We start from the raw sequence: 22,487 nt of genomic DNA, 5'->3' as shown, positions 1-22,487 counted from the left end.
GGTGTCGAGTACCGAAGACGAACAGTTGGCGGATTTGAAGGACTGGTGGACACGCAACGGCAAACCTCTGGTCACTGGCGGCCTGTTGGCGCTGGTCATCGTGTTCGGCTGGCAGGCTTATCACAAGTATCAGAGCAACCAGTCGCAAGGCGCCTCGGTGCTCTATCAGCAACTGCTGGAAACCACGCTGACGCCTGACGGCAAGCCTGATGCGGCCCGCGTTGCGGATCTGGCCGGCAAGCTCAACAGCGAATTCAGCGGTTCCGCCTACGCGCAGTACGGCAGCCTGTTCGTCGCCAAAGTGGCGGTCGACAGCGGCAAGCTGGATGACGCCGCGGCCGAACTGAAAGCCATTGTCGACAAACCGGCCAACCCGGCGCTGGGCGAAATCGCCCGTCAGCGTCTGGCGCAGGTACTCGGCGCGCAGAACAAGGCTGAAGATGCCCTGAAACTGCTCGACGGTGATGCCGACAAAGCATTCCTGGCCACTCGCGAAGAACTCAAGGGCGACCTGCTGGTACAGCTGGGCCGTACCGATGACGCGAACAAGGCGTATCAAAAAGCCAAGGCGGCACTGTCGGATGAAGCGGCGGTCGGTGGCCTTCAAATCAAGCTCGACGACCTGGCCAAAGGGGATGCGTGACGTGATCCGTTGGAAGCATGCAGCATTGCTGGCTCTGGCCCTTCTGGCCGCGGGTTGCAGCAGCAACAGCAAGAAAGAATTGCCACCGGCTGAACTGACCGACTTCAAAGAAGAAGTGGTTCTGCACAAGCAGTGGAGTCGTTCGATCGGTGACGGTCAGGGCGAAACCTACAACATGCTGGTGCCGGCGATCGACGGTGACACCATCTACGCCGCCGATGTAACCGGCGTGGTGATGGCCATGGATCGCGGCAATGGCGACGTGAAATGGAAGCAGGATCTTGACCTGCCTGTCTCCGGCGCCGTTGGCGTGGGTTACGGTCTGGTTCTGATCGGTACGCTGCGCGGCGAAGTCGTTGCTCTGGACACCAGCAACGGTGAAGAGAAGTGGCGCGCTCGTGTGAACAGCGAAGTCCTCGCGCCGCCAGCCAACAACGGCGACGTGGTGGTGGTACAGACTCAGGACGATCGTCTGATCGGTCTGGATGCTTCCACCGGTACTCAGCGCTGGGTGTATGACAGCACCCCGGCCGTGTTGACCCTGCGTGGCACCAGCGCACCGCTGGTTACCAACCGCCTCGCGGTGGCTGGCCTGTCGACCGGTAAAGTGGTCGCTCTGGACATTTCCAACGGCGTGCCGGTCTGGGAACAACGGATCGCGATTCCACAAGGTCGTTCGGAACTGGAGCGCGTAGTCGACATCGACGGCGGTCTGCTGTTGTCCGGCGGTACGCTGTACGTTGCCAGCTATCAGGGTCGAGTGGCGGCACTGGATCTGGAAAGCGGTCGTCAACTCTGGCAGCGCGATGCGTCGAGCTACGCCGGTATCGCTCAGGGTTTCGGTAGCGTTTACGTGAGCCTGTCCTCGGGCACCGTTGAAGGCGTCGACGAACGTTCCACCACAGCATTGTGGAGCAACGATTCGCTGGCTCGTCGTCAACTGTCGGCTCCGGAAGTGTTCTCCAGCTATGTTGCAGTCGGTGACCTGGAAGGTTATCTGCACCTGCTGAGCCAGGTTGACGGTCGTTTCGTCGGCCGTGAGCGCATCGACAGCGACGGCCTGCGTGCCCGTCCGCTGGTGGTGGGTGACACGATTTATGTCTATGGCAACAGCGGCAAACTGGAAGCCCTGACCATCAAGTAACAACTATGCTTGGGGTTAAACCCCCAGGCGGCCCCGGATTCATGGGGCTTGCAGCGCTAACAGGCGTTGCCCCGAGCACCAGCCGCTGCCTCGCAGCGGCTTTTGTATTTTCTGAAATAACGAAGTGGAGAGCCGCATGGTTCCCGTAATCGCCCTGGTGGGCCGACCGAACGTCGGCAAGTCCACCTTGTTCAACCGCCTGACCAGGACTCGCGACGCCATCGTCGGCGACTTGTCCGGTCTGACCCGTGATCGCCAGTACGGTGAGGCCAAGTGGCAAGGGCGTTCCTACATTCTGGTCGACACCGGTGGTATCTCCGGTGACGAGCACGGTATGGACGAAAAAATGGCCGAGCAGTCGCTGCTGGCCATTGAAGAAGCGGATGTTGTGCTGTTCCTGGTAGATGCCAAGGCCGGTTTCACCGCCGCCGACCAGATGATCGCCGAGCACCTGCGCAAACGTAACAAGCGTTCCTACGTGGTCGCCAACAAGGTCGACAACATCGACCCGGAAATGGCCCGCGCTGAATTCGCCCCTCTGGGCATGGGCCACGCGATCCCGATCGCCGGTGCTCACGGTCGCGGCATCACCCAGATGCTGGAAATCGCCCTGGGTGATTTCCCGAGAGACGAAGAAGAGCCAGAAGAAGGCGAGGAAGAGATCGTTGCCGAAGGCGAGGAAGCCAAGCGCATTCCTGGCCCGAGCGAAAAAGACGGGATCAAGATCGCCATCATCGGCCGCCCGAACGTAGGCAAGTCGACGCTGGTCAACCGCATGCTCGGTGAAGACCGGGTTATCGTCTATGACCAGCCGGGCACCACCCGCGACAGTATCTACATCCCGTTTGAACGGAATGAAGAGAAGTACACGCTGATCGACACCGCCGGTGTGCGCAAGCGCGGCAAGATCCACGAAGAAGTCGAAAAATTCTCCGTGGTGAAAACCCTGCAGGCGATCAAAGACGCCAACGTGGTGATCTTCGTGATGGACGCCCGCGAAGGCGTGGTCGATCACGACCTCAACCTGCTGGGCTTCGCCATCGAATCCGGTCGTGCACTGGTGATCGCGATCAACAAGTGGGACGGCATGACGCCGAGCGAGCGCGACTTCGTCAAGGTCGAGCTGCAACGTCGCCTGTTCTTCGTTGACTACGCCGACATCCACTTCATCTCGGCCCTGCACGGCACTGGCGTGGGTAACCTCTACGCTTCCGTGCAGAACTCGTTCAAGTCGGCGGTCACCCGCTGGCCGACCAACCGTCTGACCCAGATTCTCGAAGACGCCGTTGGCGAGCACGCGCCACCGATGGTCAACAACCGCCGGATCAAGCTGCGTTATGCCCACTTGGGTGGTGCCAACCCGCCGATCATCGTGATCCACGGTAACCAGATCGAGAAAGTGCCGAAGTCGTACGTGCGCTATCTGGAGAACACTTACCGCCGTGTGCTGAAGCTGGTCGGTACGCCGATCCGCATCGAGTTCAAGGGCGGCGAGAACCCGTACGAAGGCAACAAGAACACGCTGACCGACCGCCAGGTCAACAAGAAGCGTCGCTTGATGTCGCACAACAAGAAAGCCAGCAAGAAGCGCCGCGACAAGAAGTAAGGTGCGGCTCGTTGATCGTTCCCATGCTCCGCGTGGGAATGTATCCCGTGACGCTCTGCGTCACATAAGCGGTGGACGCAGAGCGTCCAAGGCTGCATTCCCACGCAGAGCGTGGGAACGATCAACATGAGAGAAGGGTGCCATCCGGCGCCCTTTTTTTATGGGCGCCGGATGGGCTATCCTCGGGCTCTCCCGCGCCGTCGTCAGAGCCGGGTGTTGAGCAGGGAACCCCCGATGATCACCAGTAAGCTGCCGAATGTCGGCATCACTATTTTCACGCAGATGTCTCAGCTCGCGGCCCAGACCGGAGCGATCAACCTGTCCCAGGGTTTTCCTGACTTCGACGGCCCGCAGTCCCTGCGTGATGCGGTCGGTCGGCACATCGCCAGTGGCCACAACCAGTATTCACCGATGACTGGCCTGCCGGCGCTGCGCGAGCAGATTGCGGCGAAAATCGCTCGCAGCTATGGCGTGCAAGTCAGTGCCGACAGTGAAGTGACGGTCACGCCAGGCGCGACCCAGGCGATCTTTTGTGCGATTCAGGCGGTTATCCACAGCGGCGACGAAGTCATCGTGTTCGATCCGTGCTACGACAGCTACGAACCGGCGACGGAGTTGGCGGGCGGTCGTTGCGTACATGTACAACTGAATCCAAACGACTTCTCCATCGATTTCGATCAACTCGCTGCTGCCCTGAGTCCGCGCACGAAAATGATCGTCATCAACACCCCGCACAACCCGAGCGGCGCGCTGATCAGTCGTGCCGAACTCGATCAACTGGCAGAGTTGATCCGTGGTCGCGACATCTACCTGATCAGCGATGAAGTCTACGAACACCTGGTGTTCGACGGCGTGCCGCACGTCAGCGTGCTGGCCCATGAAGAGCTGTATCAGCGCGCATTCGTGGTCAGCTCGTTCGGCAAGACCTATCACGTCACCGGCTGGAAAACCGGTTACGTCGTCGCGCCGCCAGCGCTGACTACCGAACTGCGCAAGGTCCACCAGTACGTCAGTTTCTGCGGCGTCACGCCGTTGCAATATGCGCTGGCCGATTACATGGCCGAGCACCCGGAACACGTCGAAGAGTTGCCGGGTTTCTATCAGGCCAAGCGCGATCTGTTCTGCGATCTGCTGGCGCCGTCGCGCTTCACCTTCACCCGAGTCACTGGCACCTACTTCCAGTTGGTCGATTACTCGCAGATCCGTCCTGACCTGAATGACGTCGAGATGGCCATGTGGATGACCCGCGAACACGGCGTGGCGAGTATTCCGGTGTCGGTGTTCTACCAGAACCCACCGCAAGGCCAGCGCCTGGTGCGCCTGTGTTTTGCCAAACGCGAGGAGACGCTGCGTGAAGCGGCGGCAAAACTATGCGTGATCTGAATGCGTTACCTGATCTGAACCTGGCGCTGATCCAGACCAGCCTGGCCTGGCATGACCGCCAGGCCAACCTTGAACATTTCGAGGTGTTGCTGGAGCAGGCGTGGGGGGCGGATCTGATCATCCTGCCGGAAATGTTCACCACTGGATTCTCCATGGAATCCGAAACCCTTGCCGAAGCCGAGAATGGCCCGACCAGCAAATGGCTGCGGGTTCAGGCGGCAAAGCTCGATGCAGTCATTACCGGCAGCGTGATCATTCAGGCCGCCGACGGCAGCCATCGCAATCGCCTTCTATGGGCGCGACCGGACGGTGAAGTGTTGCATTACGACAAGCGTCACCTGTTCCGCATGGCCGGCGAGCACAATCACTACACCCCCGGCGAACGTCAGGTGCAGTTCGAACTCAAGGGCTGGCGCATCCGTCCGCTGATCTGCTACGACCTGCGCTTCCCGGTGTGGAGCCGCGATGCGCAGGACACTGATCTGTTGCTGTACACCGCCAACTGGCCGGGCGCGCGGCGTCTGCACTGGAATCGCCTGTTGCCGGCGCGAGCCATCGAAAACCTTTGCTATGTGGCGGCGGTGAATCGCGTCGGCACGGACGGTAAGGGCTTCGCCTACACCGGTGACAGTCAGGTGCTGGATTTCCAGGGGGAAACCTTGCTGGCGGCGGGGGAGGCGGACGGGGTGTTCAAGGTGGTTTTGGAGGCGGCGTCACTGGCGGCGTATCGCGAGCGCTTTCCGGCGAATCTGGATGCCGACACCTTCGAGTTCACCTGAGGTAACTGATTGTTCCCACGCTCTGCGTGGGAATGCAGCCGTGACGCTCCGCGTCACTGGACGCAGAGCGTCCCTTGAGGCATTCCCACGCAGAGCGTGGGAACGATCGCAAGCAAAAAAAGGCCCCGGAGTTTGCACGCCGGGGCCTCTTGCATTTCAGCGATCGATTACGCCGCTTTCGCCTCAGGCTGGCTCAGTGAGCGGTTCAGCGCGCTGAACAGGGCCTTGAAGCTGGCCGTGGTGATGTTTTCATCGATGCCCACGCCGTGCACTGCACGTTCGCCGTTCACACGCAGCTCGATGTACGCCGCTGCTTTGGCGTTGGTGCCTGCGCCGATCGCGTGTTCGTTGTAGTCCATGATCTCCACCGGAATCGGCAGGCCAGCGACGAGTGCTTCCAGTGCACCGTTGCCCTTGCCGCGCCAGTGCAGGTTGGTTTCGCCCTGACCTTTGCTTGCCACTTCCACTTCGACGGCGCTGTTGCCGTTTTCTTCCTGCAGGCGATGGCTGACCAGCGCATACGGGGTGTTGGCTTGCAGGTATTCGCTGATCAACAACGAGTGAATCTGTTTGGCGGTCATCTCCAGGCCCAGACGATCGGTTTCACGCTGCACAACCTGGCTGAATTCGATCTGCATGCGACGTGGCAGGCTGATGCCGTACTCCTGCTCCAGCAAGTAGGCGATGCCGCCCTTGCCCGACTGGCTGTTGACGCGAATCACCGCCTCGTAGCTGCGGCCGATGTCGGCCGGGTCGATCGGCAAGTACGGCACTTCCCACAGTGCATCCGGTTTCTGCTGGGAGAAGCCTTTACGGATCGCATCCTGGTGCGAGCCGGAGAACGCAGTGTGTACCAGGTCACCAACGTACGGGTGACGCGGGTGAACCTGAATCTGGTTGCACTCTTCGACCACTTTGCGCACGCCGTCGATGTCGGAGAAGTCCAGCTGCGGGTCAAGACCCTGGGTGTACATGTTCAGAGCGACGGTGACGAGGTCAACGTTACCGGTACGCTCGCCGTTGCCGAACAGGCAGCCTTCGACGCGATCGGCGCCGGCCATCAGGCCCAGCTCGGTAGCGGCGACGCCGGTGCCACGGTCGTTGTGGGTATGCAGGCTGATGATCACGCTGTCACGACGGTTGATGTTGCGGCCGAACCACTCGATCTGGTCGGCGTAGACGTTCGGGGTCGCGCACTCAACGGTAGCCGGCAGGTTGAGGATCATCTTGTGCTCAGGCGTCGGGTTCCACACCTCGATCACCGCGTCACAGACTTCCTTGGCGAATTCCAGCTCGGTAGCGCTGAAGGTTTCCGGCGAGTATTCGAAGGTCCACTCGGTGTCCGGCTGCATCGCCGCGTATTTGACGAACAGCTTGGCCGCGTTCACGGCGATGGCCTTGATACCGTCCTTGTCCTGGTTGAAGACGATGCGACGGAAAGAAGGCGAGGTGGCGTTGTACAAGTGAACGATGGCTTTTTTCGCACCGCGCAGGGATTCGAAAGTACGCTCGATCAAATCTTCACGGCCCTGGGTCAGCACCTGAATGGTGGTGTCGTCCGGGATGTGGCCTTCTTCGATCAGGGTACGCACGAAGTCGAAGTCGGTTTGCGAAGCGGCCGGGAACGAGGCTTCGATTTCCTTTACACCGACCTGCACCAGGGTTTTCCAGAAGCGCAGCTTTTTCACCGCGTCCATCGGTTCGATCAGCGACTGGTTGCCGTCACGCAGGTCGGAACTGCACCAGATCGGCGCGGTGTCGATGGTTTTCGACGGCCAGGTGCGATCCGGCAAGTTGATGACGGGAAACGCGCGGTATTTCGAAGACGGATCTTTGAGCATGCTCATCGGGAAATTCCTTATTGTCTGGGCCGAAAAAAGGCGGCCTGCCGGTGTTACGAATGTTCTTGGAAAAGCGTGGGACGAGGTGCCGCGATTCAGCCTGGCAGTCGTGCGCTGACAAGGCACAGGCTGCGGTGCTGGCGAAGCTGAATGAGGGTGTGAGAGGTTTTCATGCCTTCAACCCTAACCGCGAGGGCAGAGGATGGCAAGCAGTCGGAAAAAATTGAGAGGAATACCCGGAAAGAGAGTTTTTGCGGGATTTTATTGCGCTAGAGATCGCTGATCGTTGTGATATTTGCGCGAGGTTTGATTGGGGCGCAATTGAGGTTTTTAGGGATTCATTGAGTATTGCTGTGTTGTATAGGTCGCCTTCGCGAGCAGGCTCGCTCCCACAGGGGATCTTTGTTGTGAATAAGATCCAGTGTGGGGCCGAGCCTGCTCGCGAAGCGGCCGGTCGCCTCAACACATATTTAAGGTTGAAAGGCGCCAATGAAAATCGCCGGATCCACCCGCGCATCATTCAGGCTGACATTCCAGTGCATGTGCGGCCCGGTTGCCCGGCCCGTCGAGCCGACTTTGCCAACCACCGCGCCCCGCGCCAGTTGATCACCGACTTTCACATCAATCTTCGACATATGGCAGAACATGCTGATAAAGCCCTGCCCGTGATCGACAAACACGGTGTTGCCGTTGAAGAAGTAATTGCCGGTGAGGATCACCTTGCCCGCCGCCGGGGTCTTGATCGGCGTGCCCGCCGGCACCGCGAAGTCGAGGCCTGCGTGGGGATTGCGTTCTTCACCATTAAAGAAACGACGCACGCCAAACTTGCTCGACAGCGGCCCGTTGACTGGTTTATCCAACAACAGATTGCTCGGCGTGTTCGGGCTGAAGCTGCGATACGCCTTGATCTGCTCGGCCAGTTCACCCTCGATGCGTTTGAGGTTCGACTGATCCGGGTTTACTTGCTGTTTGTTCTTCAGGGTGATGCGCTGTTCCGGGTATTTCTTGTTGCCCACGGTGAATGGCAGATTGCGCCCGCCACTGCTGATCTGTTGCGCGCCCGGCTTCACCGTCAACGGCACGCCGACAATCGCCAGCCAGTTGTTCTGCTCTTTCACCACCAGCACCGGTTTGCCCTGATACGTGGCTTTCGGTGCCTGCGCGGCGGTGCCCAGATCAACCACCGCCACACCGCCCGGCACCGGTTTGTTCAGTAGCCGGGTGATGTAACTGTCGGCGTGGGCATTGAAGGTCAGGCAGAGCAAAAACAGTGGAGCGAGAAAGCGCGGCATGGATCAGTCCAGTAAAGAGAGAGTGACAGGCGTCAGGTGATTGTCCTCGACGCGCACTTGCAGTTCGCCTTCGCCGAGTTTGGCTTTGAGGCGCTGGCCGGTGTGGGTCTGTGCAGCGTTGCGAATCGCATGGCCACGCTCATCGAGCAAAATGCTGTAACCGCGCCCGAGCGTCGCCAATGGGCTGACCACGTGCAGCGTCTGCATCTGACTGTGCAATTGCAGGCGCCGGTTTTTTAGACCTTCGCGCATGGCGCGAGGCAAGCGTTCGGCGAGGCTGTCGAGTCGCTGGCGCAACATCGCCAATTGCCGCCCCGGATGCTGGCCGGCGAGGCGTGTTTCCAGGCGGATCAGGCGCTCGCGACGGGTATTGAGATGGCGCTCGAACGCCCGACGCATGCGCATGTCCAGATCATCCAGGCGCTGAGCCTGTTGGCGCAGACGTTCGCCGGGATGGCGCAAGCGACGGGCCATGCCTTCCAAGCGCAGACGATCACGCATCAAACGGTCGCGCATGCGCATCACCAAGCGCCGATGCAGGCTTTCGACCTGACGGATCAGATGACTGGAATCGGGCGCGAGTAATTCGGCAGCCGCAGACGGCGTCGGTGCGCGCACGTCGGCAACAAAGTCGCTGATCGACACATCGGTTTCATGGCCGACGGCGCTGACAATCGGCGTCACGCAGGCATCAACGGCACGGGCTACAGCTTCTTCGTTGAAGCACCAGAGGTCCTCCAGCGAGCCGCCGCCACGGGCGAGGATCAGTGCGTCGAAACCACGGGCATCGGCCATTTTCAGCGCGCGGACGATTTGCGCGGTGGCTTCCCGGCCTTGTACGGCAGTCGGAATCAGCGTCAGTTGCACCTGCGGCGCACGGCGGCGGAATACGCTGATGATGTCGCGAATCACCGCGCCGGTTGGCGAGCTGATGATGCCGATGCGCTGCGGATGCGCGGGCAACGGCACTTTGCGTTCGGCACTGAACAGACCTTCGGCGCTGAGCTTTTCCTTCAGCGCATCGAAGGCCAGACGCAGTGCACCGTCACCGGCAGGTTCGACAGTGTCGAGAATCAACTGATAGTCGCCACGGCCTTCGAACAGCGAAACCTTGCCACGCACCTTCACCGCCAGGCCGTCCTTCAACGCCTGACGCACTCGCGCAGCGTTCTGCCGGAACAGCGCGCAACGCACCTGCGCGCCGCTGTCCTTGAGGGTGAAATAGATGTGGCCGGACGCCGGGCGCGCGAGGTTGGAGATTTCGCCTTCGACCCAGATGTTGCTGAACACGTCTTCGAGCAACACCCGCGCGCGGCCGTTGAGCTGGCTGACGGTCAGGACCTCACGGTCCAGGCCAAGTCTTGCAAAGGGATCTTTAATCATGGGGCGCAGTTTAAAGGCATTTGCCGTCGAATCACCATGACACCGCACAAAACCCTGTGGGAGCGAGCCTGCTCGCGAAAGCTTCTTATCCTTCGACATCTTCAGTGGCTGACAGTCCGCTTTCGCGAGCAGGCTCGCTCCCACGAGGGGGATTGGTGAGGGTCTGGAGGAAGTGTTGGATCAGCGGGGTCGGATTCTGCCGGTAGGCGAGGGCGACGGTGCTTTGGCAATCGGGATCGGTCAGCGGCAGAAATCGTACGCCGCTTGGGGCGATGTCCTGCATCGATTCCGGCAGCAGGGCGATGCCGAATCCGGCCTGAATCAGCTGGAGCTGGGTGGTCTTGCGCGACATGACCCGCGCCGCTCGCGGAAAGAAGCCCTGACGCATGCACAATTCAGCACACAGATAACTCAGACCGCCGCGTTGCGGATGCGGGATCGAGATGAATGCCTCGTCCTTCAGTTGGGCCAGGTCGACACGCTCAGCCTCGGCCAATCGATGATTCATCGGCACTGCCAACAGCAACCGTTCAGTAAACAGCGGCACAATCTGAATACCTTCGCGCTGGCGCAACACTGGCAGGCGCAGCAGGCCGACATCGAGGCGTCCTTCGACGAGTTCTTCCAGTTGCGCTTCCGAAGAGAGTTTGCCGATATCCAGTGACACGCCAGGCTGTTGCTGCAGATAAGCGCCGAGATCACTGAGCACCCGGCCACTGATAGACACAGTGCTGGAGTGACTGAGGCGCAAGGTGCCGAGCTGGCCATTGCCGACTTCGGTGGCCATGGCGCTAGCCTTGCTCAGCTCATTGAGCAAATTTTTTGCTCGCGGCAGAAACGCCTCGCCCGCTGCTGTGAGGCGAGGCTGGCGCGCGGTGCGTTCGAACAGCGGGGTCTGCAGGCGCGTCTCCATGTCCTTGATCTGCCGGCTCAGCGCCGATTGCGCAACGAACAAACGTTCAGCCGCAGCACTGAAACTGCCACATTCGGCGATTTCGACGAAGTAACGCAGTTGACGGGTTGAAAGCACCAGGTATGCCTTTTTGAGATGGGGGAGCGACTTTGAAGATATTAGTCGCAACCCTCGGCGCTGGCTAAAGTCATCTCAGGCTTATTAAGGAAGCGGATCGATGAGTGTGGCGGGGTTGTTGAGTGAATGGGCGTGGGGCGCTGGCGGCTGGGCTGTGATTGGGTTGGGCATCGCATCGGCTTACATCGTGTTCGGCATTGCCGGATTTGGCACCGCACTGGTGGCGGGGCCGATTCTGCTTCTGTTCATGCCGTTGTCGAAGATTGTGCCTCTGTTGGTGCTACTGGATTTCGTTGCAGCGTTCGGCAACCTGCTGCCGTCGCGGCGGGATGTGGCCAAGCCGGAGTTGTTGCGGCTACTGCCGTGCATGGCGCTGGGCTGCACGCTGGGAGTGATTTTCCTGCTTAATCTGAAATCCGATCTGTTGCTGTTGTTGATGGGCCTGTTTATCAGCGCTTATGCGGTTTACAGCCTGTGGGTCAAAGCCCGGCCGGCGCAATTGTCGGCGGCCTGGGCAGTGCCGATGGGCACGGTGGGCGGGTTGTTCGGCGCGCTGTTTGGCAGTGGCGGCTTTCTATACGCGATTTATCTCAACAGTCGGCTGCCGAAAGACGCCGCGCGGGCGACGCAAAGTGCGCTGATCAGTTGCAGCACGGTGGTGCGTTTGAGCCTGTTTGCCATCGCCGGTGTGTATGCCGAGCTACCCTTATTGATGCTGGCCTTGTGTTTGTTGCCGGCCATGGTGCTGGGGTTGTGGATCGGGCGGCGCTTGACCATGAAGTTGTCGCGCGAGGCGTTTGTGCGGCTGGTGACATGGCTGGTGCTGGCGAGCGGGCTGGCGTTGATCGGACGCTACCTCAGCACTTGACCGGATTTTGTCAGGGATTAAGCTGCCGGCCTTTAGGGCCTCTTCGCGAGCAGGCTCGCTCCCACAGGGAACTGCATGCCATTGTGGGAGCGAGCCTGCTCGCGAAGGCGTCAGAAGTCACACCGCAGGATTTCCCATGAATTCGCAAAGCATCATCGTCCCGAAAATCTCCACCCTGCCGGTCCACGAACCCCGGGCCCGGGCGATCGTGCGCTGGCTGGTGCGCAAGAACATCATCAAAGAAGAGCTGACAACCTGTGGCCGCACCGGCAACCGCATGGCTTACGCGATTGCCGATGGCGCCCGCGCCGTGGTCCTGCACCCGCAAGCGCTGCCATTTGGTGAGCCGATCAACGGGCTGGAGATCGTCACCAAACGCTGCATCTACACGCCGGCCAAGGGCTTTCTCGAAGAGGCTGGTTGTGCCGAGTGTCGTCGCGAGATCGGCGAAGCGCTGTTTGAAAGCCTCGAAGACTGGATGCCGGGGCGCACCGACAACTTCACCTGCCCGGAATGCGGTCACGAAGACGACATCAACGGCTTCCTGTACCTGCAGGAGTGCGGGTTTTCCAACCTCGGCTTCATCTTCAATAACTGGCTGGAGGCGGGCTTCAAGCAGAGCTTTATCGATGAGTTCGCCGATTGGCTCGATCAACCTGTCTCTTGGGTCAAGGTGGAGCTGTAGCGGCGGGGGTCTCCGTATATCAGCAACATTGATATTAAGCTGAGTTTTACATTGAACAGCAGGGGGTGGATGACTATAATGGCGCGCTTCCATTTTCCCGCTCGGGAGCCCCCGCGATGCTGCGTATCAGCCAAGAAGCTCTGACATTCGACGACATTCTCTTAGTGCCTGGTTATTCCGAGGTGCTTCCTAACGAAGTCAGTCTCAAGACCCGCCTTACCCGTGGCATCGAGCTGAACATTCCTCTGGTTTCTGCTGCAATGGACACCGTCACTGAAGCCCGTTTGGCAATCGCCATGGCTCAGGAAGGTGGCATCGGCATTATCCACAAGAACATGACCATCGAGCAGCAAGCTGCCGAAGTGCGTAAGGTCAAGAAGTTCGAAGCCGGCGTCGTCAAGGATCCGATCACCATCGAGGCTGATGCCACGGTACGTGACCTGTTCGAATTGACCCGCATGCACAACATTTCCGGCGTTCCGGTCCTGCACGATGGCGACCTGGTCGGCATCGTCACTTCCCGTGACGTGCGTTTCGAAACCCGTCTGGAAGCCACCGTACGTGAAGTGATGACGCCTAAAGAGCGTCTGGTCACCGTGCGTGAAGGCGCCGACAAGAACGAAGTCCGCGAGCTGCTGCACAAGCACCGTCTGGAAAAAGTTCTGATCGTCGATGACAAGTTTGCCCTCAAAGGCATGATGACCGTCAAAGACATCGAAAAAGCCAAAGCCTACCCGCTGGCCAGCAAGGACGATCAAGGTCGTCTGCGCGTTGGCGCTGCGGTCGGTACGGGTAAAGACACCGGTGACCGTGTAGCGGCTCTGGTCAACGCTGGCGTGGACGTCGTGGTAGTCGACACCGCGCACGGTCACTCCAAAGGCGTGATCGACCGCGTTCGCTGGGTTAAAGAGAATTTCCCTGAAGTGCAGGTGATCGGCGGCAACATCGCCACCGGCGCCGCAGCCAAGGCTCTGGCCGAAGCTGGCGCTGATGCGGTCAAGGTCGGTATCGGCCCTGGCTCGATCTGCACCACCCGTATCGTCGCCGGTGTCGGCGTCCCGCAAATCAGTGCCATCGCCAACGTCGCCGCTGCCCTTGAAGGCACTGGCGTACCGTTGATCGCCGACGGCGGTATCCGTTTCTCCGGTGACCTGTCCAAGGCCATCGTAGCCGGTGCTTCCTGCGTGATGATGGGCTCGATGTTCGCCGGTACTGAAGAAGCGCCGGGCGAAATCGAACTGTTCCAGGGCCGTTCGTACAAGGCGTATCGCGGCATGGGTTCGCTGGGCGCCATGTCCCAGGCTCAAGGTTCCTCCGACCGTTACTTCCAGGACTCCTCGGCAGGTGCCGAGAAACTCGTTCCGGAAGGCATCGAAGGCCGTGTGCCTTACAAAGGCACCCTGAGCGCGATCATTCACCAGTTGATGGGCGGTCTGCGTTCCTCGATGGGCTACACCGGTAGCGCCAACATCGAAGAAATGCGCACCAAGCCTGAGTTCGTGCGGATCACCGGCGCTGGCATGGCCGAATCCCACGTTCACGACGTGCAGATCACCAAAGAAGCGCCAAACTACCGCGTAGGTTGAGCCTTCAAGCAACAAGCAAAGCAACCGGGGCTGTTTGATTCAGCCCCGAGTTGTTTCTGAATCACGACTGTTTCTGAACGACTTAGACGAGACTGAATCATGGCCCTCGATATTCACGCTCACCGCATCCTGATCCTCGACTTCGGCTCGCAATACACCCAACTGATCGCCCGCCGCGTGCGCGAAATCGGTGTGTACTGCGAACTGCACCCGTTCGACATGGACGAAGATGCGATCCGCGAATTCGCTCCTAAAGGCGTCATCCTCGCCGGCGGCCCCGAGTCCGTGCACGTCGCCGACAGCCCGCGCTGCCCACAGGCAGTGTTCGATCTGGGCGTACCGGTCTTCGGTATCTGCTACGGCATGCAGACCATGGCCGAGCAACTGGGTGGCAAGGTTGAAGGTTCCGAACTGCGTGAGTTCGGTTACGCCCGCGTTGACGTGGTCGGCAAGAGCCGTCTGCTCGACGGCATCGAAGACCACATCGACGCTGACGGCCTGTTCGGCCTCGACGTATGGATGAGCCACGGTGACAAGGTCACCAAAATGCCGGAAGACTTCCACATCCTCGCCAGCACCCCGAGCTGCCCGATCGCCGGTATGTTCAACGACGACCGTGGCTACTACGGCGTGCAGTTCCACCCGGAAGTAACCCACACCAAGCAGGGCGGTCGCATCCTGTCGCGTTTTGTCCTCGACATCTGCGGCTGTGAAGCCCTGTGGACGCCGTCGAAGATCGCTGAAGACGCCATTGCCAACATCCGCGCCCAAGTCGGCACCGACAACGTATTGCTGGGTCTGTCCGGCGGCGTTGACTCTTCGGTAGTTGCCGCGCTGCTGCACAAAGCCATCGGCGACCAACTGACCTGCGTCTTCGTCGACAATGGCCTGCTGCGTCTGCACGAAGGGGAGCAAGTGATGGCCATGTTCGCCGAGAACATGGGCGTCAAGGTGATCCGCGCCAACGCTGAAGAGCAGTTCCTCAACAACCTGGCCGGCGAAGCTGACCCGGAAAAGAAGCGCAAGATCATCGGTCGCACCTTCATCGACGTATTCGATGCCCAGTCGAACAAACTGGAAAACATCAAGTACCTCGCTCAGGGCACCATCTACCCGGACGTGATCGAGTCGGCTGGCGCGAAAAGCGGCAAGGCCCACGTGATCAAGTCGCACCACAACGTGGGCGGCCTGCCGGAAGAGATGAACCTGAAACTGGTCGAGCCACTGCGCGAACTGTTCAAGGACGAAGTCCGTCGTCTGGGCCTGGAACTGGGCCTGCCGTACGACATGGTCTACCGTCACCCGTTCCCGGGCCCGGGCCTGGGCGTGCGCATCCTCGGTGAAGTGAAGAAGGAATATGCCGACCTGCTGCGTCGCGCTGACCACATCTTCATCGAAGAACTGCGCAAAGCCGACTGGTACCACAAGGTCAGCCAGGCCTTCGTCGTGTTCCAGCCAGTGAAATCGGTTGGCGTTGTTGGCGACGGCCGTCGTTACGCCTGGGTTGTGGCCCTGCGTGCTGTAGAAACCATCGACTTCATGACCGCGCGTTGGGCTCACCTGCCTTACGAACTGCTGGAAACCGTTTCCGGCCGCATCATCAATGAAATCGAAGGCATCTCCCGCGTCACTTACGACGTGTCGAGCAAGCCGCCGGCGACGATTGAGTGGGAATGATCTCACTACTCGTTGATTAACGAAAAACCCTTGGCCTGAAGCCAAGGGTTTTTTCGTTTCATGCCTTGAAAACGGGTTAGTTGGGTAAGCGACTTTGCAGGGTCAAGCCGATCTCTATCAAACGCTGGGATAACGCGCCGATGTCACGGAACATGATGCCGCTGATGCGCGGCATCGACTGTGCCCAGATGTAAACCTGACCATCCCCTCTGCGATTCACCATTGTTCGAACAATATTGCCGTCGCTGTTGCGACGTACAAGCGTGTATGCATTCTGTGTTTTTTCGAGCATGAACATGCCGTTGCGATTCAGCAGTGAATTCACCGTCGCCTCAGTCCACTGCGGCACAGGTGTTTCGATCTGCAAGCGCAAATCAGCGAATAGAAAGTCGGATGAGTTGCGCGTCGATGCACCGTTATCAAACGGCCCCCGAGCGACTTCCAGTCCCGGGTCGATTCGGATGCCGGGCACTTCGGTGGACGTCGCTTCTTCAATGCGTAAACCGATGCCGCCCCTGATTTCGCTGATGCCTGGCAGATTTCTAAAAGTATTGGTGTTCGTTGCCTCGACCAGGGCAACCCATTTGCCTGGTCTGTTGAGGAACTCGTCACCCCACATGATTTGCGAGGCGAGCCGGGCATGGATCATCTGCTCTTCGATCGAAGTCAGTGGTACCTTCAGCTTGTAACTGTGCGCGCCTTCAAGACCGTGAGGCCGGATGCCATTGGCCTGGGCAGCCTTGATCAGTTCAAGCATGTTGAACCGGCCATCAGGGTCGGTACCCAGGCTGGACAGGTAGGCTCGAAGACCCTCTGACATCTCTCCCGACAGGTAAAAGTCGTTGAGATCTGCCTGGGCAAAATCGCTCAGCAAACCACGTACGTACAGTGTGTCGATATGCCGTGCGAACGCCGGCATGTTTTCGATCATGAAACGCATGCTGGCGATGCGATCAAGGGTTTCGCCGACGACCAGTCCATCGGTATTGGCAAAGATGCGATCAATCAACTCAGCCGTCTGCATCTCGGCATCGATTTGCGGGATGACTGGCCGTGCGGGCAGGTTGGTCCAGTTCAGCTCTGAGTAATACTCTTTGGCCTCGTTCAGCAGGGACGAGCGCCTGTCGCGAAAATAGGCCGCGTACGTATCGGCAGTCGATGGTTTACCGCGGTTTGCACTGGCGAGCTCGGCGAAGGTCTCGGGCAAGTTCATTGCCCATCTTTTCATTTTCGCCATGTCCATTCCTGCGATGTCGTTGACCGGATTCACCAGGCGCAGTGGTCGCGCGACCGGTGAAACCGCTTCGACGAGGGGGAGCTCCGCTGACGGGGTTGATGAGGCTGGGGCCGAGGATGAGGACGAGGGCAGGTCAATGCCCAGTAAACAGGCCTTGCCCACGCATTGGCCGCCTCCCCTGAGACGCAACGCGGGCATGCGTTCCCACTTGCCGCTACTACCGAAGCGTACTGGCAACGAGTAAGCGAACTGATTGGGGCGCTCGGGATTGACGATGGCCCAGTTGCCAGCGTCTTCGGATTCGGCAAAGTAGCGCACGTAGTAAGCCGCACCCTCTATTTCGATGGCATAGCCCGGCTCCTTGTCCAGGCGGTAAATGCCCTCATACTTGCCTGGAGCTGCCTCTGCAGAACGCTGGGCAAGTAGCTCGTTGCATCGATATTTGGCAGGAATCTTTGGAACAGACCAACCTTGGCGCGCAGCCGCCGTGGCCAACTGCCGGGTGGATGCGATGGTGGTCTCGGTGGCGATTTCGTTTGCCAGCTCAACGGTCGCCTGTGGATCAATCGTCGCGACTGGCGGTTGATCCACAGGCGGCAAGAAGGGTGCGTCAGGCGCAGTGAACTCGACCAAACCGAGCATTTCTTGCGCTTCGGCAAACTCCACCTGCGGGCCCACTTCAAGTTGCGCGCCCGTGCTGATCAGAAACGGAATGTTGAACACAATGTCGATCGCATTCAGCACTGCGCCGGTAACTCCGGCCTTGCGTTCGGTTGGCGTGGTGCCGTTGATGGCCTGATCAATGTTCAATCCCATGTTCGCGATGCTGGCGCCAATCAAAGGCAACGCCACAGGCCAGCCCACCGCTGCCATCGGGCCGAATACTTTCAGACCGGCACTCAAATAACCGATCCAGAGTTTTTTGCGCAATTGACTGTTGGAAGTGAGTACAAGGTGCGCCTCGGCAACCATGGCCGTACGTGTCGACTCGCTCAACCAAGTGAATGCGTCACCGCTGATCGCGACGTTGCTGCGATTGATCATTTGATGATCGCTGTGACCCCAAGTGCTCACCAGGCGGTTCATCAGATCGGTGAGGTTTTCGGTCAAGTGATTGCGGTCAGCCAGCGGGAAATGCTTGAGAAAAGCCGTGCGCTTGTCCTCTGAATTCATCTGCTCCAGCATCCACCAATGCAGATCCGCTTCATTCTCCATCAAGAGGAATGTCTGGGCTTCGCCTGGCAAGTAAAGGGTCTGGCGGCCACTGTCTTCCACCAGACGCAGTGCATTGGAAGCTACGTGGCCATCGAGATCCAGCGCCCGCACTTCAGCACCGACCGGGTGTAACGCTTGCAGCATTGGCAAGGTAACGGGCCAGGTGACGGGCCCGATTACCGAGTCGACGACGCGCTGAAAGTCAGTTCCGTCAAGGTCACCCTGTTGCAGCGCCTGCACCGCCAGGCTGAGAAAGTTGCACTTTGCCAGGGCTCGGAAGTTATCCGACGAGGTTTGCCAGAAAGTCGTCAGTTGGCCTATGTAGCGCGCGCTGAAGTCGACGTCCCAGAACGCCTTCAGCACATCACTGCCCAGCAACCGGACTTCATTGCTCTGATTGAAGTTTTCTGCCTCCGGGCCATCCGAGTAGAACCCGCAGTAAAGACCAAGCAGATCTGCGTTGTCTTGATCAGTCGCGCGAAAGCGATGGATCACCAACTGTGTGAGGGTGAGCGTTTCGTAAGGCTTTTCCAGCAAATGTTCCCAACCCGTGAAGGTCAGCGTGCTGCTCTGCGCCGTGTTGAAACGGTGGAAGTAAACACGGTCGGAATCGAGGCCGGACAGTCCGTTGTCCGCCAGTATTTCGTTGGCCACTTGATGGGCAGCGTCGAGCAGACTCGGGCAGGTCTGCACGATCGTCGCAGCAATGGCTTTGAGGGCGGTTTTGTCCTCAGCGTTTGGCAGGAGACGTCGTTCGGGGGAGGTCATGCGTTCTTCATCCTTGAGAAACAAAGACTGAGCATGACCGATTCGCTCAAGGGCAGTGCACTACCCGGCTACCGCATATTGCTCCCCTATTGATAATAGAGTGGGGTGATGGAGGAGGACTGTTTGTCCGGCGTCCTCCAGGCGCTAGCTGGATTCGCAAGTGCAGAGGAAGGTTGATGAAAAATGCCAGTCAGTTTTGCTGACTGGCATTTTTCGTTGTCGGGCCTTCCTTGCTCAGTTTTAACCGGAGAGCCTCAATCAGGGATCCGGCTACGCAATATCAGCCCGGTATCGGACAACCGTTGAGACATGTCCTTCAGGTTGGCGAATGCGATGTCATTCACCCGCTGCCACGCAGGTCGGTGGAGGGAGACCTTGCCGTCACTCGATCGAGTGATCGGTGTGCGTTGCAGCATGCCTTGTTTGCTGCGGTGTATCAGCGTGTAGCGCTCACCTGCTTTTTCGAATAGATACATACCTCGCCTGTGCAAGACACTCTCTAGCGTTTCTTCGGTCCAGGTTACCTCGGGTGCCGGCATTCTCAAGCGCAGATCGGCACGCAGAAGATCTGGATTGCCTTGCCTGACGGTGCCACCGGGCGAGCTGCCGCGTGGTACTTCAATACCCGGATCGACATCCACGCCCAGCTCTTCACCGGCGCCGACTTCATCGATTCGCAAGCCTATTCCCCCCTTCAGTTCACTGATGCCCAGCAGTCCTCTGAAGGTATTGGTGCTGTGAGCATCGGTTACTACGATCCATTTTCCCGGGCTGTTGAGGTAGACGTCACCGGTCATGATGTCGTTGGTCAGGAAGGTGTTCATCATTTGCTCGTCGACGGAGGGCAGCGGTGTTTTCATTTTGTAGCTGGCGGCGCAATCGATCGCCTGAATCCGAACCCCGTTCGCTCGCGCGACCTGGACCAGTTCCAGTGGGTTGAATCGACCGGCGGGATCGGTGCCCAGGCTGTTCAGGTAAGTGTGTAAATCCGCAGTCATATTGCCGCTGGTGAAGTAGCGGTTCAGTTCCACTTGAGCGAAGTCACTGAGCAGGCCGCGCAGATAAAGGGTTTTCACGTGTCGGGCCAGCGCCGGCATGTTTTCAATCAGAAAACCCATGCTGGCAATACGATCGAGGGTTTCTCCGACCACCAGCCCGGAGGCACTTTCAAAAACACCATCGATGAGATCGGTCAGTGGCATCAGCCGGTTGACCCCGGGTATGACCGGGCGCGGGGGCTGGATGACCCACGGCAGGTTCTTGAAAAAGCTTCGGGCCGAACTTTGCAGAAGTTGGCGTTTGCCGGCGGCATACAACTCGAACGGATCGTCCATGGCGAAACCGCCGGCACCGTCGGGCTGCAACCGGGCATGGGTTTCGTTGAGGTTCAACGCCCAGGCTTTTATCGAACGGCGTACCGACGGTTCGATGTCAAAGGCACTGGTCACCGGGCGTGGGGGCCGCGATGTCGAGGGTTGCGGTTCTTCTGCCGGTTGCACGGGCGTTTCGGGCGAGGCAGGTTCGAAGGTGTCGAGTTCGAGATCCGGGGCGCATTGTTTGCCCATGCACTGGCCGCCACCCTTGAGACCCAAGGCTGGCATGCGCTCCCATTCTCCTTCGCCATTGAGACGCACAGGCAGCGCGTGGACAAGCTGGTTTGGGCGCTCAGGGTCGACGATCGCCCAGTCGCCGTTGCCGTGAGCGTTGGCGAAGTAGCGCACATAGTACGGCGTGTCATTCATCAGAATGGCATAGGGCGGATCCGAGTCGAGGCGGTAGACACCCTGGAATTTCCCCGACTCTTCGCCGAGCGCTGTGCCATCAAGCAACTCGTTGCATTGGTAGCGTTCGGGCACCGGAGGCGGTAGGTCGTTTTGCGCCGGAATTAGCGTCGTTTCATCGACATTTGGCAGGGTGATGTCGGCATCGTCCGGCACCATGATCGGCTCTTGGTAATCGGCTTCGGCAGAGGCATTCAAGGCTTCGCTGTACTCAACCATCTCGGCGGCTTCTGCAGCCTCGACCTCGGCACCAACCTCCAGCATCGGCCCGGTGCCGATCAGCAATGGAAGGTTGAATAACAGATTGATACCACTCAAAACCGCACCCAGCACGCCGGCCTTGCGTTCGGCCCTTGTCTTGCCGTTTTGCGCCTGATCGATATTCAGACCCATGCTGGCAAGGGTGGCGCCAATCACCGGTAGCGCCAGCGGCCAACCGACAGTGGCCATCGGACCAAATACCTTGAGGCCCGCACTCAGATAGCCGATCCACAGTTTCTTGCGCAGATCGCCATTGGATGTCAGAGACAGGTGGGCTTCAGCAAACATCGCCTGACGTGTCGAGTCGCGCAGCCAACTGAATGCATCATCGCTCAGTTCCTGGTTTGTGCGGTTGATCAGGTGATGGTCGGCCCGGCCCCAGGTGGCCACCAAGCGATTCATCAGATCGGGCATGTTCTCGCTCATGTGCTGACGATCGGCGAGGGCAAAATGCTCCAGGAAGGTCGCGCGGCGTTTGGCGTCGTTCAGTTGATCCAGAACCCACCAATGCAGGTCTGCCGGCGTTTCCTTGACCACGAACGCTGCGGTCGCACTCGGCAGATAGATAATCTGCCGACCGGCAGAATCGACGAAGCGTAGCAATTGCGTGGAGATATGTCCGTCAATGTCGAAGGCGAACACATCCCCCGTTGTCGCGTGGCTTGATTGCAACATGCTCAGGGTGACCGGCCAGCTAACCGGTCCCACCACTGAGTCCACCAGCCATTGAAAGTCACTGCGGGTGAGTTGCCCAAGGTCCAGCGCCTGCACTGCACGGCTAAGGAAATTGCACTTGGCCAAGGTGCGGAAATCCTCGCCGTGGCTGTTCCAGAAGTCCGTCAGCGTGGCGCTGTAGTACCCACTGAAATCGAGGCTCCAGAACGCCTTCAAGACCTCGTTGCCGTGCAGGCACACCTGGTTTTTTTCGTCGAAATTTTCGCCCTGCGGACCTTCGCTGTAGAAGCCACCGTACAGATCGAGCAGGTCGGCGTTGTCCTGGTCGGTGGCACGAAAACGATGAATGACCAGCTGTGTCAGGGTCATCGATTCGTAGGGTTTCTCGCGGATGTGCTCCCAGCCGGTAAACGAGCGAGTGCTGCTCTGGGCCGTCTTGAAGCGATGGAAATAAACCTCATCCGGGTCGAGGCTCGACAGGCCTTTTGCTTCCAGCAGATCACGGGCGGCTTCATGGGCAGCGTCCTGCAGTCCGGGGCAATTGTGCACGACGGTATAGGCGATTCGCTTCAGAGCTGCCTTGTCTGCCGCGTTAGGCAGAAGGCTTTGTTGGGTGGCGTACATGCTTTCTCC

Annotated in this window: 15 protein-coding genes; 9 read left to right on the top strand and 6 right to left on the bottom strand. The window is 59.3% G+C overall.

Annotation, left to right across the window (positions count from 1 at the left end):
- Position 1: 1 nt before the first annotated feature.
- The 5 genes from LOY43_RS22995 to LOY43_RS22975 all read left to right on the top strand — a co-directional run bounded on the left by LOY43_RS22995 (position 2) and on the right by LOY43_RS22975 (position 5,555).
- Positions 2 to 643 (top strand): tetratricopeptide repeat protein, encoded by a 642-nt coding sequence (locus LOY43_RS22995; protein ID WP_093430648.1) that lies wholly within the window; start codon positions 2 to 4, stop codon positions 641 to 643.
- Entirely contained in the window at positions 636 to 1,787 is a 1,152-nt protein-coding gene (bamB, locus tag LOY43_RS22990) for an outer membrane protein assembly factor BamB (protein WP_034156262.1), read from the top strand. Before LOY43_RS22995 ends, bamB begins: the two co-directional genes overlap by 8 nt.
- Before the next feature lie 136 nt (positions 1,788 to 1,923).
- Positions 1,924 to 3,393, top strand: coding sequence for a ribosome biogenesis GTPase Der (gene der / locus LOY43_RS22985; protein ID WP_095048349.1), 1,470 nt, complete (start codon positions 1,924 to 1,926; stop codon positions 3,391 to 3,393).
- 234 nt (positions 3,394 to 3,627) lie between these two features.
- Positions 3,628 to 4,776: a pyridoxal phosphate-dependent aminotransferase gene (locus LOY43_RS22980; RefSeq protein ID WP_258708782.1), complete on the top strand. Its 1,149-nt coding sequence runs from the start codon at positions 3,628 to 3,630 to the stop codon at positions 4,774 to 4,776.
- The gene (locus LOY43_RS22975) at positions 4,764 to 5,555 is read left to right on the top strand and encodes an amidohydrolase (protein WP_258708781.1); all 792 of its coding nucleotides are present in this window, start codon (positions 4,764 to 4,766) and stop codon (positions 5,553 to 5,555) included. Before LOY43_RS22980 ends, LOY43_RS22975 begins: the two co-directional genes overlap by 13 nt.
- Positions 5,556 to 5,722: 167 nt before the next feature.
- Here the strand turns inward: LOY43_RS22975 and leuA are convergent, their stop codons facing one another.
- The 4 genes from leuA to LOY43_RS22955 form a co-directional block, all read right to left on the bottom strand.
- The gene (gene leuA / locus LOY43_RS22970) at positions 5,723 to 7,402 is read right to left on the bottom strand and encodes a 2-isopropylmalate synthase (RefSeq protein ID WP_007916856.1); all 1,680 of its coding nucleotides are present in this window, start codon (positions 7,400 to 7,402) and stop codon (positions 5,723 to 5,725) included.
- A 464-nt stretch (positions 7,403 to 7,866) separates the two neighbouring features.
- Positions 7,867 to 8,688, bottom strand: coding sequence for a M23 family metallopeptidase (locus LOY43_RS22965; protein ID WP_095048346.1), 822 nt, complete (start codon positions 8,686 to 8,688; stop codon positions 7,867 to 7,869).
- A 3-nt stretch (positions 8,689 to 8,691) separates the two neighbouring features.
- Positions 8,692 to 10,071 (bottom strand): exodeoxyribonuclease VII large subunit, encoded by a 1,380-nt coding sequence (gene xseA / locus LOY43_RS22960; protein WP_016984362.1) that lies wholly within the window; start codon positions 10,069 to 10,071, stop codon positions 8,692 to 8,694.
- Between the two features lie 85 nt (positions 10,072 to 10,156).
- The gene (locus tag LOY43_RS22955) at positions 10,157 to 11,101 is read right to left on the bottom strand and encodes a LysR family transcriptional regulator (RefSeq protein ID WP_258708780.1); all 945 of its coding nucleotides are present in this window, start codon (positions 11,099 to 11,101) and stop codon (positions 10,157 to 10,159) included.
- A 100-nt stretch (positions 11,102 to 11,201) separates the two neighbouring features.
- Between LOY43_RS22955 and LOY43_RS22950 the strand changes: the two genes are divergently transcribed.
- The 4 genes from LOY43_RS22950 to guaA all read left to right on the top strand — a co-directional run bounded on the left by LOY43_RS22950 (position 11,202) and on the right by guaA (position 15,917).
- Positions 11,202 to 11,969 (top strand): sulfite exporter TauE/SafE family protein, encoded by a 768-nt coding sequence (locus tag LOY43_RS22950; RefSeq protein WP_095048344.1) that lies wholly within the window; start codon positions 11,202 to 11,204, stop codon positions 11,967 to 11,969.
- 136 nt (positions 11,970 to 12,105) lie between these two features.
- A complete protein-coding gene (locus LOY43_RS22945; protein ID WP_095048343.1) occupies positions 12,106 to 12,654 on the top strand; it encodes a sugar ABC transporter ATPase in 549 nt (182 codons plus the stop codon).
- Between the two features lie 116 nt (positions 12,655 to 12,770).
- Positions 12,771 to 14,240: an IMP dehydrogenase gene (gene guaB, locus LOY43_RS22940; protein WP_034156270.1), complete on the top strand. Its 1,470-nt coding sequence runs from the start codon at positions 12,771 to 12,773 to the stop codon at positions 14,238 to 14,240.
- 99 nt (positions 14,241 to 14,339) lie between these two features.
- Complete coding sequence (guaA, locus tag LOY43_RS22935; RefSeq protein WP_093430638.1) at positions 14,340 to 15,917, top strand: glutamine-hydrolyzing GMP synthase; 1,578 nt, start codon at positions 14,340 to 14,342, stop codon at positions 15,915 to 15,917.
- 76 nt (positions 15,918 to 15,993) lie between these two features.
- Here guaA and LOY43_RS22930 read toward each other — a convergent pair whose 3' ends face one another.
- Positions 15,994 to 19,137, bottom strand: coding sequence for a membrane-targeted effector domain-containing toxin (locus LOY43_RS22930; RefSeq protein ID WP_258708779.1), 3,144 nt, complete (start codon positions 19,135 to 19,137; stop codon positions 15,994 to 15,996).
- Positions 19,138 to 19,391: 254 nt separating this feature from the next.
- Entirely contained in the window at positions 19,392 to 22,478 is a 3,087-nt protein-coding gene (locus tag LOY43_RS22925) for a membrane-targeted effector domain-containing toxin (RefSeq protein WP_258708778.1), read from the bottom strand.
- Between the last annotated feature and the right edge of the window lie 9 nt (positions 22,479 to 22,487).

This window comes from Pseudomonas sp. B21-041, from assembly GCF_024748675.1.
In the GTDB taxonomy this organism is placed as follows: Bacteria; Pseudomonadota; Gammaproteobacteria; order Pseudomonadales; family Pseudomonadaceae; genus Aquipseudomonas; species Aquipseudomonas neuropathica.
Note: the sequence above shows the minus strand (reverse complement) of the source record. Positions and strands in the feature narration are given on the sequence as shown.